The organism is Reyranella sp. (genome assembly GCF_030651995.1).
Lineage (GTDB): Bacteria > Pseudomonadota > Alphaproteobacteria > Reyranellales > Reyranellaceae > Reyranella.
In genome coordinates this window covers 1-16,696 of record NZ_JAUSBN010000088.1, presented here as the reverse complement: position 1 = coordinate 16,696, position 16,696 = coordinate 1, and the positions used below count along the sequence as shown (strand labels likewise).

General features: G+C 66.5%; 14 protein-coding genes and 2 tRNA genes. 6 read left to right on the top strand and 10 right to left on the bottom strand.

From position 1 onward, the window contains the following. Nucleotide 1: 1 nt before the first annotated feature. Complete coding sequence (locus Q7V45_RS26500; protein WP_304857498.1) at nucleotides 2-916, bottom strand: ribokinase; 915 nt, start codon at nucleotides 914-916, stop codon at nucleotides 2-4. Between the two features lie 10 nt (nucleotides 917-926). Then, complete coding sequence (locus tag Q7V45_RS26495) at nucleotides 927-1,928, bottom strand: cysteine synthase A (protein WP_304857495.1); 1,002 nt, start codon at nucleotides 1,926-1,928, stop codon at nucleotides 927-929. A gap of 164 nt (nucleotides 1,929-2,092) precedes the next feature. Between Q7V45_RS26495 and Q7V45_RS26490 the strand changes: the two genes are divergently transcribed. Further along, on the top strand, nucleotides 2,093-3,232 hold the full coding sequence (locus tag Q7V45_RS26490; protein WP_304857492.1) for a hypothetical protein: 1,140 nt from the start codon (nucleotides 2,093-2,095) through the stop codon (nucleotides 3,230-3,232). Between the two features lie 12 nt (nucleotides 3,233-3,244). Here Q7V45_RS26490 and Q7V45_RS26485 read toward each other — a convergent pair whose 3' ends face one another. The 3 genes from Q7V45_RS26485 to Q7V45_RS26475 all read right to left on the bottom strand — a co-directional run bounded on the left by Q7V45_RS26485 (nucleotide 3,245) and on the right by Q7V45_RS26475 (nucleotide 4,159). Next, on the bottom strand, nucleotides 3,245-3,859 hold the full coding sequence (locus tag Q7V45_RS26485; RefSeq protein WP_304857490.1) for an NUDIX domain-containing protein: 615 nt from the start codon (nucleotides 3,857-3,859) through the stop codon (nucleotides 3,245-3,247). A 55-nt stretch (nucleotides 3,860-3,914) separates the two neighbouring features. After that, nucleotides 3,915-3,989 (bottom strand) — tRNA-Asn (locus Q7V45_RS26480). Nucleotides 3,990-4,085: 96 nt separating this feature from the next. Continuing rightward, a tRNA-Cys gene (locus Q7V45_RS26475) sits at nucleotides 4,086-4,159 on the bottom strand. 128 nt (nucleotides 4,160-4,287) lie between these two features. Between Q7V45_RS26475 and Q7V45_RS26470 the strand changes: the two genes are divergently transcribed. The 5 genes from Q7V45_RS26470 (at nucleotide 4,288) to Q7V45_RS26450 (ending at nucleotide 10,454) form a co-directional block, all read left to right on the top strand. Continuing rightward, entirely contained in the window at nucleotides 4,288-4,947 is a 660-nt protein-coding gene (locus tag Q7V45_RS26470; protein WP_304857488.1) for a protein-L-isoaspartate O-methyltransferase, read from the top strand. A gap of 84 nt (nucleotides 4,948-5,031) precedes the next feature. Next, entirely contained in the window at nucleotides 5,032-6,510 is a 1,479-nt protein-coding gene (locus tag Q7V45_RS26465; RefSeq protein WP_304857485.1) for a TolC family outer membrane protein, read from the top strand. Then, nucleotides 6,507-7,103: a DUF2497 domain-containing protein gene (locus Q7V45_RS26460; protein ID WP_304857482.1), complete on the top strand. Its 597-nt coding sequence runs from the start codon at nucleotides 6,507-6,509 to the stop codon at nucleotides 7,101-7,103. The genes Q7V45_RS26465 and Q7V45_RS26460 overlap by 4 nt, the downstream gene beginning before the upstream one ends. Nucleotides 7,104-7,171: 68 nt before the next feature. After that, complete coding sequence (locus tag Q7V45_RS26455) at nucleotides 7,172-9,853, top strand: valine--tRNA ligase (protein WP_304857479.1); 2,682 nt, start codon at nucleotides 7,172-7,174, stop codon at nucleotides 9,851-9,853. A gap of 97 nt (nucleotides 9,854-9,950) precedes the next feature. After that, nucleotides 9,951-10,454 (top strand): hypothetical protein, encoded by a 504-nt coding sequence (locus Q7V45_RS26450; protein WP_304857477.1) that lies wholly within the window; start codon nucleotides 9,951-9,953, stop codon nucleotides 10,452-10,454. A 122-nt stretch (nucleotides 10,455-10,576) separates the two neighbouring features. On the opposite strand, the gene Q7V45_RS26445 is transcribed toward Q7V45_RS26450, so the two are convergent. The 5 genes from Q7V45_RS26445 to Q7V45_RS26425 are packed head-to-tail and all read right to left on the bottom strand — an operon-like array spanning nucleotide 10,577 to nucleotide 16,470. Continuing rightward, entirely contained in the window at nucleotides 10,577-12,004 is a 1,428-nt protein-coding gene (locus tag Q7V45_RS26445) for a coniferyl aldehyde dehydrogenase (RefSeq protein WP_304857474.1), read from the bottom strand. Nucleotides 12,005-12,009: 5 nt separating this feature from the next. Next, entirely contained in the window at nucleotides 12,010-12,843 is an 834-nt protein-coding gene (locus Q7V45_RS26440) for a phytanoyl-CoA dioxygenase family protein (protein WP_304857471.1), read from the bottom strand. A gap of 12 nt (nucleotides 12,844-12,855) precedes the next feature. Next, nucleotides 12,856-14,403 (bottom strand): acetyl-CoA acetyltransferase, encoded by a 1,548-nt coding sequence (locus Q7V45_RS26435; protein WP_304857468.1) that lies wholly within the window; start codon nucleotides 14,401-14,403, stop codon nucleotides 12,856-12,858. Then, a complete protein-coding gene (locus Q7V45_RS26430; protein ID WP_304857466.1) occupies nucleotides 14,400-15,560 on the bottom strand; it encodes a CaiB/BaiF CoA-transferase family protein in 1,161 nt (386 codons plus the stop codon). Before Q7V45_RS26430 ends, Q7V45_RS26435 begins: the two co-directional genes overlap by 4 nt. A gap of 4 nt (nucleotides 15,561-15,564) precedes the next feature. Beyond that, entirely contained in the window at nucleotides 15,565-16,470 is a 906-nt protein-coding gene (locus Q7V45_RS26425) for a DMT family transporter (RefSeq protein WP_304857464.1), read from the bottom strand. Nucleotides 16,471-16,696 lie beyond the last annotated feature (226 nt).

Sequence of the window (16,696 nt, the reverse complement as noted above, 5' to 3'; positions counted from 1 at the left end):
TTTAGGCTTTCGCCAGACGCGCCGCAACTTCCTCGCCCGTGGGCATGGCAGGTGCGGCGCCAAGTCGTTCGACGGAGCAGGAAGCGGCGACGCTGGCGAAGCGTGCGGCCTCTGCCGGCGTCAGGCCTGCGGCGAGGCGCGAGGCGAGGGCACCCACGAAGCAGTCGCCGGCGCCCGTCGTGTCGACGACCTTGGTCTGAAAGGCGGGGATGGTGTCGACGCCCACCGCGCTGACGACGATGGCGCCGCGTGCGCCCAGGGTGGCGATCACGGCCCGCGCGCCGCGCTTGCGCAGCACGTTGCAGGCGGCGACGACTTCGTCCGTCGAGCTGGAGGCGTCGAGCCTGGTGCCGGTCGCCTGGGAGAGTTCGATCTCGTTCAGCACCGCGACGTCGACCGACTGCAGCAGGTTCGCCGGAGGGTCGGTGTACGGCGCCAGGTTGAGGACGGTGCGGGCGCCGGCCGCATGAGCGCGCGCAAGGATCTCCCGTGTGGCCGCGAGCGGCGTCTCGAACTGCGCCACCCACACTTCGTCGCGTCGCGGTTCGTCCGGCAGCATCGAGGCAGCGAAGTGCATGTTGGCGCCGGACGCGACGGTGATCGAATTGTCGCCTTCCGCCACCTGGATCAACGCCACACCGGTCGCCGGCCCGTCGACCTCGGTCACGCCGGTGCTGTCGACGTCGTTGTCGGCCAGGAAGCCGCGCAGGCTGTTGGCGAAGGCGTCGTCGCCGACGGCACCGACCATCGCGGTGGGCGTGCCCAGGCGGGCCGAGGCAATCGCCTGGTTGAGGCCCTTGCCGCCCGGCAGGAACGAGACCTCGGCGCCCAGGATCGTCTCGCCGGGTGCTGGCCGTCGCGCGCTCTGCACGACGACATCCATGTTGAGGCTGCCGCAGACGACGACCCGGCTCATCGGCGTGAGCTTATTTCATCCAGCGCGGCAGCGGCAGGTTCTTCTCGCGCAGGAATGCCGGATTGAAGAGCTTCGATTGGTATCGACTGCCGCCGTCGCAGAGGATGGTGACGATGGTCTTGCCCGGTCCCAGTTCGCGCGCGAGCCGCATGGCGCCCACGACGTTGATCGCCGATGACCCGCCCAGCACCAGGCCTTCGTGCTCGATCAGGTCGAACAGGACGGGCAGGGCCTCCTCGTCGGTGATCTGGTAGGCCATGTCGATCGGCGTGCCGTCGAGATTCGCGGTGACACGGCCCTGGCCGATGCCTTCCGTGACCGAGTTTCCCTCAGCCTTGAGCTCGCCCTTGGCGAACCAGTTGAACAGCGCCGAGCCCATGGGATCGCTGAGCGCAATCTTGATCTCGGGGTTGCGCTCCTTCAGGGCCCGCGCCACGCCGGCCAGGGTGCCGCCGCTGCCGACCGAACAGGTGAAGCCGTCGACCTTGCCGTCCGTCTGGTCCCAGATTTCCGGCCCGGTCGTCCGGTAATGTCCGTCCCGGTTGGCGGTATTGTCGAACTGGTTGGCCCAGATCGCGCCGTTCGGCTCCTTGGCCGCCAGCTCGTCGGCCAGGGCGCCGGAGAAGCGGACATAGTTGTTCGGATTGGAATAGGGTGCGGCCGGGACGAGGCGCAGGTCGGCGCCGCACAGGCGCAACATGTCCTTCTTCTCCTGGCTCTGCGTCTCGGGCATCACGATGACCGAGCGGTAGCCGCGCGCATTGGCGACCAGCGCGATGCCGATCCCGGTATTGCCGGCGGTACCCTCGACGATCACGCCGCCGGGCCTCAGCTTCCCGCTCTTCTCGGCGTCCTCGATGATGGCGAGCGCGGCGCGATCCTTCACCGAGCCGCCCGGGTTGAGGAACTCCGCCTTGCCGTAGATGCTGCAACCCGTCGCCTCGGACGCGGCGCGGAGCTTGATCAGCGGCGTGTTGCCGATGCTATCGATAAAACCCGACCGGACGTTCATGACTTACTCGCTCTGCTGGACCCTGCGCCGTCCCCGGCGCGACCGTAAACAGGGAGCAGGGGGGATCGCAACCGGACCGTGCCGGTTGGCGGCATGATTGGCCCGGAATTCGCATGATTTTGTGCGGGCTCGTGCGCCCCGCATAGCCCAGATTGGGAGTTCCCATGAATGCGCATGCTGCTGTCCATTCGAACTGGGCGAGCCTGGTTCATCCGAACGGCGATCCGATCCGTCTCAATACCCAGGATTTCGTGGCCATCGACCGGGACCGGGACGCGACCTACGACCCGATCTATCGGCCCCAGGCGCTCTACAACCGGGTGATCAACGGCTTTCATGCGAACAATGAGGCCTTCCTGCTGCAGGAAGTCGCGACGAACCTGCCCATCTACCGGCCGGATGCCGGCCCGACTGATTTCCATCTCCATCTCCCTCCGGGCGCCTTTCAGCTCGTGCTGGTCACGTCGGGATTGTTCACCTTCGATTACGACGGGTTGATGCACCATGTCGGGCCGGGCGCGCTGATCCTGCAGAGCGCGATCGTGCACCGGCAGAGTTCCTACAGCTGGTCGGGGCTTCCGACGGACGCAAACCTGAAGACTCCGCAGACCGTCGTGCCCGACCCGCTCTCCATGGGCTACTCGGGCAAGTTCATCGAGGCGTTCATCACGGAGCCGACGACCTTCCCCAATCCGACGGTGGTGCACTCGGAAGAAATCGACGAAGCCGAGACGCCGCGTCTGGCCTGGAGCCATCCGTTCCACGACCGACCGCGCGAGGCAGGCTTCTGGTACCAGGATCCGCTGTCGCTCGACGCGCTCTACCGACCGCTGGCGGCCGGGATCGTGAAGTCGCCCATGCCCGTCCATGTTCGCGACCTGGGCATCGAGGCGCCGAGCGGCCACCTGGTCACCGGCCACATCGTCGCCACCGATCCGCGCGGCCAGTCGCTGCTGCCGAAGAGCGCGTCGCCCATCGCGGATGTCGCGGGCCTCGAGAAGGGCGAGGTCGTGGTCTATCGCGTCATTCGCGGGACCGCCGAATTCAGGGAGGCGGCCGGCAAGGGCTTTGAGCTCGCGACCGGCGATTCGGTCACTGTGGGCAGGAACTCGGCGACGCTGGTCGGAGTGGGAGAGAACACGCAGCTCCTCCGGCTCGGCCTCCTGAAGGGCATGGACGATCTCCGCCGGTGGACGTCGGCGCAGCGCGACGAGATCGACGGGCTGGCCGGCCAGATCATCACGCGCAAGGATGCGCGCCCGCAGCGTACCCAGGGCAAACCGGTCGGATATCTCTACGAGTAGATTTTCGGGCGATCAGCCCCAGCGGCTGCGCAACTCGTCGCGATGGAGCGCCAGCCACTGCAGCGCGATCACGGCCGCCGAGTTGTCGATCTCGTCGCGGCCGAGGAGCGCGCGCGCCTCGGCGAACGGCATGGCCTGCACAAGGATGTCCTCGTTCTCCGATTCGAGGCCGTGAATGCCGCCGACACCGGTCGCGTCGATGCGGCCCAGGAAGATGTTGCAGGTTTCCGAGCAGGCACCCGGACTGAGCACGAGGCTGTAGAGGGGAACGAGGTCCAGGATCTGCACCGAGGCTTCCTCGACTGCCTCGCGCCGCGCGACGTCCTCGGGCGCTTCGCCTTCCTCGACCATCCCGGCCACGATCTCCCAGCACCAGGGGTGACGCCCGGCGGCAAAGGTGCCGGCGCGGAACTGGCGGATCAACACCACCTCGTCGCGGATCGGATCGTAGGGCAGCACGGCCGCGGCCTGGCCGCGCTCGAAGACCTCGCGGCTGAATTCGCCGCTCAGGCCACCCCGATAGAGGCTGTGGCGGAACAGGTAGCGAGCAAGGCGGAAGTAGCCCTGGAAGAGCACGGTCCGTTCGACGAGTTCGGCCTTTTCGCCGGCCAGGGGGACAGAGGGCATGATTTGCACTCCACAAGCGAAAAGGGGCCGCTCCCTTTCGAGAACGGCCCCCAATTGGCTCCGGAGGTAGGAATCGAACCTACGGCCGGGCGATTAACAGTCGCCTGCTCTACCGCTGAGCTACTCCGGAATGGAATTCGTCGCGACGGCGGTAACGGTGCCGCGAAGGCGCGGTCTTGTGACAGAGCGTGTCCACTCATGCAAGACCTGTCGCATGTGCAATTCGTGGAGGCCTGGGCCGGAATCGAACCGGCATTGACGGATTTGCAGTCCGCTACATAGCCACTCTGTCACCAGGCCGCCCGAAGTGCGCGCGCGGTGCTATACGCGCGGCGAGACAGACCGGTCAAGCCGGCCGCGACGGAGAGACCTTTGACGCTGTCGTCCGCCGCCGCCTATATAACACCGCTACATCTAGGGGGCAGCCTATGACGGATTTCGCGCTCGCGCGACGCAACATGGTGGAAGGGCAGCTCCGGCCCAACCGGGTCAACGATGCCGGCCTGCTGGCCGCTCTCGGGGAGCTGCCGCGAGAGCGTTTCCTGCCCGAAGGCCTGCGCTCGGTCGCCTATGCCGATGACGACGTGCCGCTGGGCAATGGTCGCTTCATGATGGAGCCGATGGTGTTGGCCCGCCTGATCCAGTTCCTGCAGCCTCAGGCCGGGGACAAGGCGATGGTCGTGGCTGCCGGACGGGGCTATGGCGCGGCGATCCTGGCGCGGCTGGTCCAGTCGGTCGTTGCGGTCGAGGCCGATGCGGGCCTGGCCGCCGCTGCACAGAAGACGTTGCGCGAGCTCGGCGTGTCGGGGGTGGAGCAGGTGGCGGGAGAGGCCGAGCAGGGCGCCGCTTCTTCCGGCCCCTTTGACGTGATCCTGATCGAGGGTGCGGTGCGGGAAGTACCCAAGGCCATTGCCGACCAGCTCGCCGAAGGCGGCCGGCTGGCCACCGTGGTCGCCGATCCGAGTGGCGCCCTTGGCGTCGCCCATCTGTTCGTGAAGCAAGGGGGCGTCGTGTCGGGGCGGCCACTCTTCGACGCCGGTACGCCGGCGCTGCCCGGCTTCGCCCCTCCTGCGCGATTCACCTTCTGACGCGTCAGGGACTTTCCCATGCCGAGGGCTACCAATAGTGTTCCGCCTGATGCTAGGGTGCCGTCCAAAGATGAGGGTAGAACAATGCGTATCCGGCCCGGTTTGAGGCATGCCCGCACCGCGGCCGCGTGCATCCTGGCGGTCGGGCTCGGGGGCGCTTCCAGCGCGTGGTCGCAGAGCCTGATCGAGGCCCTGTCGACGACGTACAACAGCAACCCCGACCTGCTGGCGAGCCGGGCGATCCTGCGTCAGACCGACGAGACCCTGTCGCAGGCGGTCGCCAACTGGCGCCCTCGCGTCACGCTCAACGTCGAGTACAACAAGGTCGAGCAGGACTCCTACTCGCAGCGCACATCGCCGACCTTCTATGCGCTGAACGGCAAGTTCACGACCCTGCAGATGGTCCAGCCGGTCTTCCGCGGCGGCAAGACCATTGCCGAGACGAAGCAGGCGCAGTCGAACATCCAGGCCCAGCGAGCCCAGCTCGCCGAGACCGAGCAGAACGTGCTGCTCTCGGCGGTGACGTCCTATGCCGACCTCGTGCAGAACATCGGCATCGCCGACGCCCGACGCAACAACGTGCGGGTGCTGGTGCAGCAGCTCGACGCGACGCGCGAGCGCTTCCGGGTCGGCGAACTGACCATCACCGACGTAGCGCAGTCCGAGGCCCGCCTCGAACTGGCCAAGGCCGACCTGGTCCAGGCCGAGACCAATGTCCGCATCGCCGAGGCGGCCTTCCAGCGCACGATTGGCAAGAAGCCGGGAAGACTGGGCGAGATTCCGCTGATCGGTGGGCTGCCGTCGTCGGAGGAGGAGGCTATCGGCCTCGCGATGGATGCCGGCCCGCGCGCCGTAACCGCCGCGCACCGCATCACGGCGGCCAATTACGGGGTGAACTCGGCGGTGGGTGACCTGCTGCCGCAGGTCAATCTGATCGGCGCGCTGCAGCAGCAGTTCGACCTGCAGGTCCCGAACGACAAGTATTACAACTACGCCGTTCGCCTCCAGGCCACGATCCCGATTTTCCAGAACGGCAGCGAATGGTCGCGCATCCGGTCTGCACGCGAACTGGTCGGGCAGCGTCGCAACGAACTCGACAGCGCCCGTCGCACCGTGGCGGAGAACGTGATCCGTGCCTGGCGCCAGCTGGATTCGTCGCGCTCGCGGGTTACGTCGTTCGAATCGCAGGTCCGCGCCAACGAAGTCGCTCTGAACGGCGTGCGGCAGGAAGCGCTGGTCGGCTCGCGTACCACGCTGGACGTGTTGAACGCCGAGCAGGAGCTGCTCAACTCGCAGGTCAACCTGATCCAGGCGCGCCACGACGTGCAGGTCGCCTACTATGGCGTGCTGGCCGGAATCGGTCGCCTGACGGCCCGCACATTGGCGCTGCCCGTCGAGTATTACGACGAGGAGCGCTACTACAAGGACGTCGGTTCCCGCTGGATCGGCTGGGGCAGCAGCGGCGAATCGGGTACGGGCATCATCCCGCCGTCCACTTCTCCGGCCGGCGTCGCCGGGAGTGCCCCCACGAGGAGCACCCCCACCGGGAGCGGCGGGAAATGAACGACGACAAGGGGCCTCCGAACAAGGACCCGTCGATGGACGACATTCTGGCGTCCATCCGCAAGATCATCTCGGACGACGAGGCCCGGGCGCAGGTCGGAAGCCTGCGAAATGCAAATTCGGGAGAGCGTCCGCCTGTGATACCGCCATCACCTCCGTCGCCGCCGCCTACGCGTGACGATGTTCTCCTGCTTACCGAGATCGTGGAAGAGCCCAAGTCCATGTCGAATGAAAAGCCGACGCCGCTGCGGGCGGTCGAGTCCATGAACCCGGCGGAGATGCCGCAACCGGCCAACGAGGCTCCGCCTGCGCAGCCGTCGCCCTCGACGGGCGCCGTGAAGGCCGATTTGCTCGTCGGTGACGGCGTGGCGGGGGTGGCGAGTTCGGCTTTCGCGCGTCTGAATCAGGCCGTGCAGGACAGTGTGCCGGCGCCGGCGGCCACCAATCCCGGCCCGTCGGTTGGCGGGCAGACCATCGAGGATCTGGTCAAGGAAATGCTGCGTCCGATGCTCAAGGAGTGGCTGGACACCAATCTGCCGCCGATGGTCGAGCGCTATGTCGAACGCGAGATTGCCCGGCTGACACGCCGCTGACCCCAGGCGCCACCCTCCTTCATCGCCACGGTGTCGCAACCGTGGCGTTTTTCGTTTAAGGCCAGAAGATGCTCGACAAGACCTACGACCCCAAGGAAATCGAGGCCCGACGCTACCCCGAGTGGGAGAGTGCGGGGGCCTTCCGCGCCCATCCCGAGTCGCCGAAGCAGCCCTATTGCATTGTGATACCGCCGCCCAACGTCACGGGCAGCCTTCACATGGGCCATGCGCTCGACAACACCCTGCAGGACGTGCTGATTCGCTGGCGCCGCATGAAGGGCGACGACGTCCTGTGGCAGCCCGGCACCGATCATGCGGGCATCGCCACGCAGATGGTGGTCGTGCGCAACCTCGAGCAGGAGGGGATCGGCCTCGCGGTCGAAGGTGCGACCAGGACGGATGCCAACAGGAAGCTCCTGAACCGCGAGGAGTTCCTCGCCAAGGTCTGGGAGTGGAAGGCCTATTCCGGCGGCACGATCACCAGCCAGCTCCGCCGGCTCGGCGCCTCCTGCGACTGGAGCCGCGAGCGCTTCACCATGGACGAGGGCCTGTCGAAGGCCGTGCTCAAGGTGTTCGTCGAACTCTACAAGCAGGGCCTGATCTACAAGGACCTGCGGCTGGTCAACTGGGACCCCAAGATGCTGACCGCGATCTCCGACCTCGAGGTCGAGTCGCGCGAGGTGAAGGGACATCTCTGGTACTTCAAGTATCCGATCGAGGGCAGCCCCGACGAGTTCATCGTGGTCGCCACCACGCGGCCCGAGACCATGCTGGGCGATACGGGTATCGCCGTCCACCCCGACGATCCGAAGTGGAAGCACCTGATCGGCAAGCATGCGGTGCTGCCGCTGGTCGGCCGCCGGATCGCGATCGTGGGCGATGAATATTCCGACCCGGAGAAGGGCTCGGGTGCCGTCAAGATCACGCCGGCCCATGACTTCAACGATTTCGAGGTCGGCCGCCGCCACAATCTCGAGGCCATCAACATCTTCGACAAGTTCGCGCGCGTGAACGACAAGGCGCCGGAGAAGTATCGAGGCCTCGACCGCTTCGAGGCGCGCAAGGTCGTCGTGGCGGAAATGGAGGAGCTGGGGCTCGTCGAGAAGATCGAGCCGCATACGCATGCGGTGCCGTACGGCGATCGCGGCGGCGTGCCGGTCGAGCCCTACCTGACCGAGCAGTGGTACGCCGATGCCAGGAAGCTCGCGGAGGCGCCGCTGGCGGCGGCGCGCGACGGCCGCGTGAAGTTCGTGCCCGAGCGCGGGCGCGAGGATTTCTTCCGCTGGATGGAGAACATCGAGCCGTGGTGCGTGTCGCGCCAGCTCTGGTGGGGCCACCAGATCCCGGCCTGGTACGGGCCGGACAAGAAGGTGTTCGTGGCGCTCTCGGAGGAAGAGGCGAATCAAGAGGCACGGGCGCATTACGGCAAGGAGGTCGCGCTGGAACGCGATCCCGACGTGCTCGACACCTGGTTCAGTTCGGCCCTGTGGCCGTTCTCGACGCTGGGCTGGCCCGACCAGACGCCGGAACTGGCCAAGTACTATCCGACCAGCACGCTCGTCACGGGCTGGGACATCCTGTTCTTCTGGGTCGCCCGCATGATGATGATGGGCATGCACTTCATGAAGGAGGTGCCGTTCCGAACCGTCTACCTGCACGGGCTGGTGACGGACGAGAAGGGCCAGAAGATGTCGAAGTCCAAGGGGAACGTGATCGACCCCCTGGAGCTGATCGACAAATACGGCGCCGATGCGCTGCGCTTCACCATGACGTCGTTGGCCGCATCCCAGGCCGGCCGGCTGCGGCTGGCGCCCGCCCGCGTCGAGGGCGCCCGCAACTTCGCAACCAAGCTGTGGAACGCCACGCGCTTCGCCGAGATGAACGGCGCGGCGTTGCCGAAAGGGTTCGAGCCAACGTCGGCCAGGCTCACGGTCAACAAGTGGATGCTGGGTGAACTCGCCCGCGCCAACCAGGCGATCGACAAGGCCCTGACCGATTTCCGCCTAAACGAGGCCGCCAATACCCTCTACGAGTTCGTGTGGGGCGTGGTCTGTGACTGGTATGTCGAACTGACCAAGCCGATCGTGCAGGGCGCCGACGGGCCGGAGAAGGACGAAACGCGCGCCGTCACCGCCTTCGTGCTGCGAGAGACGGTGAAGCTGATGCACCCGGTGATGCCCTTCATCACCGAGGAGCTGTGGGACAAGCTCGGCCACCGCGCCGAGCACGGGCCGCTGATCGGCCAGCCCTGGCCCGCGCCGACCTCGACCGACGCTGCGGCGGATGCCGAGATGGGCTGGCTGGTGAAGCTGATCTCCGACATCCGCTCGGCGCGCGCTGAGCTGAACGTGCCGGCCGGCGCCAAGTTGAGGCTGCTGGTGATCGGCGGCAACGAAGCGACTGCGGCGCGACTGGAGACCCATCGCGCCGCCATCGAGCGGCTGGCCCGCATCGAGAGCGTCGAGGCGGCTTCATCGGCGCCCAAGGCGTCGCTGCAGATCGTCGTCGGCGAGGCGACCTATGCCCTGCCAGTCGGCGACGTGATCGACCTCAAGGCCGAGAGCGCGCGTCTCCAGAAGGAGATCAAGAAGCTCGCCGACGAGGTCGGCAAGATCGACGCCAAGCTCGCGAACGCCGCCTTCGTCGCACGCGCGCCGGAAGAGGTCGTCGAGGAGCAGCGCGAGCGCCGGGCGCAGGCCGAACAGACCGGTGCGCGGCTCAGCACGGCGCTGGAGAGGCTTGGCGTTTAGCGAGAGAGCGCGGCTCGCAGAGCGATTGGCGGCGGTGGGGAAGAGGTGATCTCCAGTATCCACCGTGCGAATATGGATATTCAAACGGAGGCAAGAGATGACTTACACCCTCGAGCAGTTGAGCGCTGATATTCGCAAGGCCCTCAAGGCCGATTCCGGGATCGCGGGTAAGCAGGAAGTCTGCAAGCTGGTGTCGAAGGTGCTGCTGGACGATGAATTCGTCGCCACGCACCTGACCGCCGAGCAGTGCCGCCCGCGCAAGGTCCTGTACGAGGATCCGGAGCTGGGTTTCTGCATCTGCGGACATGTGTACGAGACGGCTGCGCACGGTGGGCCGCATGATCACGGCTCCAGCTGGGCGATCTACGGACTGGCCACCGGCGACACGGAGATGACCGACTGGCGGATCGTCAAGAAGGGCGAGGACAATGAGCCGACCCTGGTCGAGCCCGCCAACACCTACGTGTTGAAGCCGGGCGACAGCCACTTCTACGACGTCGGCGTCGTCCATTCGCCGAAGCGCGACGGCCTGACCAGGCTGGTGCGCATCGAGGGCGCCAACCTCGACCACATCCAGCGCTCGAACATCAAGGCGGCGTGACTATAAAGGTCCCTCGCTTACGCTCGGGATGACAATTTTGTTGGTGGTGGCTCCGTGCGCTTGCTCGAAGCCGCTACTACAAAGACGTTGTCATCCCGAGCGCAGCGAGGGACCTTTCACTCTCAGCGCTTGATCTGCATCCTCAGATACTTCGCCAGCCCCGCGCCATAGGGCGGGCGCAGCATGCGCAGCGGCGCCAGGTCCCATTTGATCTGGTGGTAGATCGACTTGCGGTGGCTGAACTCGCGGAATCCGTCATGGCCGTGGTAGGCGCCCATGCCGGCCGGGCCGATGCCGCCGAACGGCAGCTCCTCCTGGGCGACGTGCATGACGACGTCGTTGACGGTGACGCCTCCCGAGGTCGTCCCGTCGAGCACACGGTCGCGCTCGGCGGCGTCGCTGCCGAAATAGTACAGGCCAAGCGGGCGGTCGTGCATGTTGATGTAGTCGACCGCCTCCTGGACGTCGCGATAGGCCTTCACGGGCAGCAGGGGCCCGAAAATCTCCTCCTGCATGACCTTCATGTCGTCGGTCGGGTTGAGGATCAGAGTCGGCGCGATGCGGCGGTGTGGCTGCTGGCGCAGGTCCTCGGCCCCCGGATTGATTTCGATGATCTCCGCACCCTTGGCACGCGCATCGTCGAGATACCCCATGAGGCGCGCATAGTGCCGGTCGGAGACAACCGCGGTGTAGTCGCGATTCTCGCGAATGGTCGGAAACATCTGCCCGACCGAGGTCTTTGCCGCGGCCACGAAGTCGGGCAGGCGGTCGGCCGGTGCCAGTACATAGTCCGGGGCCAGGCAGATCTGCCCCGCATTGAGCGTCTTGCCGTTCATGATCCGCGCCGCGGCCACCGACATGTCGGCCGAGCGCCCGATCACGACGGGACTCTTGCCGCCCAGTTCAAGCGTCACCGGCACGAGGTTCTCGGCAGCCGCGCGCATCACGTGGCGGCCGATCGAGGTCGCGCCAGTGAAGACCAGATGGTCGAAGGGTAGGGAAGAGAATGCCTGCCCGACCTCCGGGCCGCCGGTAACCACGGCGATCTCACTCTCGTCGAAGGCGCTGGCGAACATCTGCTTCAGCAGCTCGGAGGTGGCCGGGGTCGTCTCGGACGGCTTGATCATGGCCCGGTTGCCCGCGGCCAGAACGCCGGCCAGCGGCGTGAAAGTGAGGTTTACCGGAAAGTTCCACGGACTGATCACGCCGACCACGCCCTTGGGCTGGTGGCGGATCTCGGCCCGGGCACCCAGGAAACCCAGGATGCGCGGCGTCGTGCGGCGCCGCTCGGTCTTCATCCAGCTCCTGAGATTGTCGCGCGCATGTTTGAGAGGGCCGATCGAGCTGGCGACGTCGGCGAAGGCGGTCACGGTGGGCGAGCGCGCGCCGAAGTCGGCGGCGAGGGCCTCTTCGATGTCCCGCCGGCGGTCGACCAGGAGACCGATGCACCGGTTGAGCCGGTCGATGCGCAGTTCGGCGGGCGGCGCACCGTCCTTGAGCTGTCCCTCGCGCTGGCGGAGCAGGATCTCGATCAGTCTGGAGCCCGACATGTTCGTTACGACACCTTTCTCAGGTCCGGCACGTATGGCTTGCTGGCGAAATGTTCCTGCCCGTCGCCGCGGGCGAAGCGCAGGCCGGCCCGGCGGATCGCGTCGTCGTCGACCGCCTCGAGCGGCACGTAGTAGCGGTCGTCCACCTTGGTGAACGTGTCGTTATCGATTCTGTTGTAGCAGATCAGCAGCGTCCACCGACGATTGGGCGAGCGGTTGGCGTCGGAGCGGTGGATCGCGTTGCAGTGAAAGATCAGCGCGTCGCCGGCCTCCAGCTCGCAATACTCGACCGGGCACTTCTCGAGGATGTGGGGCATCCGCTTGGGATCGACCTCGTTCTGGGTCGGTGACAACGGCGTGTGGTCGATACGGCCGAGCCGGTGGGAGCCCGTGGCGATCTGCAGACAGCCATTCTCGCGATTGGTGCGGTCGAGCCCGATCATGATCGAGAGCATGTCGGGACGCAGGCAGCCATTGTAGTACCAGTAGCCGTAATCCTGGTGCCACTCCCAGGCGCCGCCGACCTCGGGCTCCTTGGCCGTCAGCTTCGACTGGTAGTGATAGACGGGTCCGCCCAGCAGCGCCGCCGACGTATCGACCATGCGCCGCACGCGGGCAGCGAGTCCGTAGACGCTGTCGCCGGCCCGGTTCCAGAGAGCAATGCGCGTCGAGCGGCCCTCGCCATCGCGGCGGTCGAGGATGCTGTCGCGCACGGCAGGGTCTTCCTCCATGGCACGGGTCAGCAGCTTCACCTCGTCGGGCGCGAACAGCCCCCGCGCATAGGTGAAGCCCTTCTCGTTGAACTCCGCGGTCTGCGCCGCACTCAGGACGTTCGGCATCGCAACCTCGCCTCAGACGGGGCGGAAGACGTTGCGGCCGCCCGTTTCGGAGACCAACACCTTACGCCCGAGCTGCTCGCGCGTCAGCATGTCGGCGACCAGAGCGGGGTCGTCCGGGGTCATGGCGACGAAGCGGTCGCCGGTGCCGTCGAGGCGGCCCAGGATATAGCCGCGCTCGGGCGCGTCCTTTCCGTAGGTGACGCAGTAGGTCTCGATCGTGCCAGTGCCCGTGGGCTTCGTCTCGACCTTGCGCTTGGGGCCGGAATCGAGTTCGGCCTGGAACGTCCTCGGATCTTCGCGCTTCCAGGCTCCCTTGGTGGGTTCGGTCGAATAGAGGCCGGCCGAGTGCTTGGTGAGGTAGTTGCCGTTGGCCGTCACCATCCCGAAGGAGCCGGGTTTGGCGCGCACCACGTTCATCATCTCGGCGATCGAGTGGGTGACGTAGTTGTTGCCGGGTCCGCCGAAGAACGGCAGGCCGCCGGTCACGCTGATGGGGCGCGGATCGCCCTCGGCGATGCCGATCTCGGTCATCGCGACTTCGACCGCCGAAGGGAAGCAGCTGTAGAGGTCGAAGGCGTCGATGTCGGAGACCTTCTTGCCGGCCATGTCGAGGGCGATGCGGGCGCAGCCGCGGATCGCCGGGGAGGCGTCGAGCTTGTCGCGCTCCGACACCACCCAGGTGTCGGTGCCGTCGGCGCAGCCGTGCAGGAACACCCAGCGGTCCTGCGGGATGCCCCATTCCTGGGCTTTGCCCACCGAGGTGACGAGCACGGCCGCCGCCTGGTCGATGATGGCGTTGGCGTTCATCAGCCGCGGATAGGGGAAGCAGATCCAGCGATTGTCGGGGGAGATCGTCGACAGGGCCTCGGCGCTGTAGCCCTCGCGGCGCGTCGCCAGCGGGTTGGCCTTGGCGACTGCGGCGAGGCGTTCGAACAGCCGGCCCATCGCCTTCATGTGGCTGTCGACGTCGCGCTTCAGCCCGCCGCGGATGGCGTTCTCCAGCAGCGGATAGAAGTGAATGGCGGCACGCAGATCGTGGCGCGCCTCTTCCTCGCTGAAGCCGAACCGCGGATCGCCGATGCGCGTCGGCTCGCCGCCGCCCGGATCCTCGTTCCAGTCGATCTTCATGTCGGCGCGGCGGGCGTTCTGCGTGCTGCGCAGCAGCTCGGCGCCGCAGATCAGCGCCAGCTCGGTCGCGCCCCTGGCGATCTGCTCGGCGAATTTGTTCACCACATACTGGGGCATGTTGCCGCCCGAGTGGGTGTAGAGCAGTTGCTTCGGATCGGCGTGGAGGCGATTGGCGACGCTCTGCGGCGGGTTGCTCGACCGGCCGTAGGGCGAGGCGAAGCGCGGGCTGATGTCGCTGAAGAACTCCATGACGGCGATGGCGTCGACCAGATGGCCGAGCGCATGGCCCCCGATGGCGGCCTGGGTGTCTTCGAGCGCCAGGTTGGCGGCCTCGGCGCAGAAGGCGACGCGCGAGCGCTCGCTCGACGGCTTGCCGACCGTATCGGTGATCTGGCCAGCGCCGACCAGAATGGGGGTACGCGGATCGATCATTTTACGAGGGCCTCAATTTCGGACGGCGTCAGGCCGGCCTGCGCCAGCACGGCCTTGGTATCCTCGCCGAGTGCGGCGACCTTGGGGCCGCTCTGCAGCGGGGAGCCGGAAAAACGGAAGGGCGGCGCGGGCGACTTGTAGCTGCCGCCGCCATCCTCGATGGTGCACAGCGAGCCGCGATGCTCGACCTGCGGGTCCTGCAGGGCCTCGGTGACCGTCACGTAGGGCGAGCAGGGGACGCCCTGCTTCTCCAGCGCGGCCACGACGTCCTTGACGCTCATCTTCTTCGACCACTCTTCGAGTTCGTCGACCAGCAGTCCCCAGTTCATGCGGCGGTCCTGGTACTTCTCGAAACGCGGGTCGGTCAGCCAGTCGCGGCGGCCGGCCGCGGTAGCCATGTCCTGAAAGGTTTTTTCGCTGGCCGTCGCCAGCATCACGTAGCCGTCGCTGGCCTCGATCGGGCCGTACATCGGCCGCGACGGCATCTCGAAGTCGAACTGCGCGCGGTTGACCTCGCCGAGCAGCATGCCGACCAGGGTTTCGAACATCGAGACGTCGACCATCTGGCCCTTGCCGGTTGCATGCCGCTGGTGGACGGCCGCGAGGATCGCACCCATCGCATAGGCGCCGCTCGCATAGTCGGCGACGAAGATGCCGCAATTGTCGGGGCGCTGGCGGCCCTGCTGGTAGAAGAGATGGGCCATGTCGTAGCCGGTCGAGGCATGGATCACCGGCGCATAGGCGGGACGGCCGGCGCCGGGCCCGGTCTGGCCGTAGCCCGAGATGGCGCAGTAGATCAGCCGCGGGTTGACTTTCGACAGTTCGGCATAGTCGAGGCCCAGCCGCTTCATGACGCCGGGGCGATAGTTCTCGACCAGGATGTCGACCGTGGCGGCCAGCTTCTTGATGGCCGCGACCGCTTCCGGCTTCTTGAGATCGAGCACGATGGATTTCTTGCCGGCGTTGAGCTGGCCGAACATGGTGCTGAAGCCGTCGCGCTGCACCGGCCGCGAGCGCATCAGGTCGCCTTCGGTCGATTCGACCTTCACCACCTCGGCGCCCATGTCGGCGAGCAGGCGGCTGCAGTGCGGGCCCGCGATGGTGGTCGAGAAATCGAGGATGCGCAGGCCATCGAGCGGCCTTGTCATGTCCGTCATGAGGTCACCGGGTTACGAGGATGAGAACGACCCCGCCGACCACCAGGAGGCTGCCGATCCACTCACCGAGGGACGGCCGCTCCTTGAGGATGAGGCGGGAGGAGATGAAGGTGAAGACAAGCTCGATCTGGCCGACCGCGCGGACCAGCGCGGCGTTCTCGAGCGTCATGGCGAGCGCCCAGCCGGCCGAGCCCAGCACGCTGAAGATCCCGACCCAGATCGAAGAGCGCCAGTTGAACCAGACCTTGGAAAGCTGCGGCCGGTCGCGTCGCGCGAGATAGAGTGCCATCAGGATGACCTGGATGGTGTTCATGCAGGCGAGCACGGTGATGCCGCGCACCATGAAATCGCCCTCGGGCAGCAGCTTCGAGGCCTCGCGGATCGTGCCGGCGGCGATGGCGAAGATCGCGCCGGACAGGATGCCGTAGAGCGCCCCCTTGTGCGTGAGGTCGGCCAGCACGCCGCGCACGTCGGAGAATTTCCCCCGCACGCTCAGGATGGCGACACCGCCCAGGCAGACCAGGATGCCGGCCCACGCGCCGAGCTTAAGCGGCTCTCCGGCGATAAAGGTGGCGAAGAGGGCGACGAACACCGTCTCGGTCTTGGAATAGACCGTGCCCACCGCGAAATTGCGCAGGGAGAAGGCGTGGATCATCAGCGAGGTGGCCACGATCTGCGCCACGCCCGCGATAGTCACCAGCAGCAGAAAATGCAGCGAGATCGACGGCACCTGCCGGCCGGTCACGAAGACCAGGAAGGCCAGCATGCCAAGCGCCAGAGGGGCACCGTAGAGGTAGCGCACGAAGTTGGCGCCATCGACGCTCAGGATGCCCCGAATCTTCTGCTGCATCGTCGTGCGGATGTTCTGGCACAGAGCGGCAGCGACGGTGATCGGTATCCAGAGCGGCACGACGTTTATCCCCCTGGCCGGGAGTGTATGGCCTCATCCGCTCCGCGTCTGCGGTTTAGATTTTCGCGATGCAGGCGAGGATAAGGAAAGGTCCCCCTGAATTCACAAACGAAGTGCAACACCAGCTTAGGGTGTTGCAATGGGCGAACAATACGACCAGCTCAGTCTTGAAGAGCGCGGCAAGGTTGCCGAGCTACACCAGGCCGGCCATTCGATCCGCCAAGTC

Bases quoted from the DNA above. Each gene is read 5' to 3' on its own strand.
- Q7V45_RS26430 (WP_304857466.1), bottom strand. From the start codon at position 15,560: ATGACGGACATGACAAGGCCGCTCGATGGCCTGCGCATCCTCGATTTC.
- Q7V45_RS26450 (WP_304857477.1), top strand. From the start codon at position 9,951: ATGACTTACACCCTCGAGCAGTTGAGCGCTGATATTCGCAAGGCCCTC.
- Q7V45_RS26495 (WP_304857495.1), bottom strand. From the start codon at position 1,928: ATGAACGTCCGGTCGGGTTTTATCGATAGCATCGGCAACACGCCGCTG.
- Q7V45_RS26435 (WP_304857468.1), bottom strand. From the start codon at position 14,403: ATGATCGATCCGCGTACCCCCATTCTGGTCGGCGCTGGCCAGATCACC.
- Q7V45_RS26490 (WP_304857492.1), top strand. From the start codon at position 2,093: ATGAATGCGCATGCTGCTGTCCATTCGAACTGGGCGAGCCTGGTTCAT.
- Q7V45_RS26500 (WP_304857498.1), bottom strand. From the start codon at position 916: ATGAGCCGGGTCGTCGTCTGCGGCAGCCTCAACATGGATGTCGTCGTG.
- Q7V45_RS26465 (WP_304857485.1), top strand. From the start codon at position 5,032: ATGCGTATCCGGCCCGGTTTGAGGCATGCCCGCACCGCGGCCGCGTGC.
- Q7V45_RS26455 (WP_304857479.1), top strand. From the start codon at position 7,172: ATGCTCGACAAGACCTACGACCCCAAGGAAATCGAGGCCCGACGCTAC.
- Q7V45_RS26470 (WP_304857488.1), top strand. From the start codon at position 4,288: ATGACGGATTTCGCGCTCGCGCGACGCAACATGGTGGAAGGGCAGCTC.
- Q7V45_RS26485 (WP_304857490.1), bottom strand. From the start codon at position 3,859: ATGCCCTCTGTCCCCCTGGCCGGCGAAAAGGCCGAACTCGTCGAACGG.
- Q7V45_RS26460 (WP_304857482.1), top strand. From the start codon at position 6,507: ATGAACGACGACAAGGGGCCTCCGAACAAGGACCCGTCGATGGACGAC.
- Q7V45_RS26440 (WP_304857471.1), bottom strand. From the start codon at position 12,843: ATGCCGAACGTCCTGAGTGCGGCGCAGACCGCGGAGTTCAACGAGAAG.
- Q7V45_RS26445 (WP_304857474.1), bottom strand. From the start codon at position 12,004: ATGTCGGGCTCCAGACTGATCGAGATCCTGCTCCGCCAGCGCGAGGGA.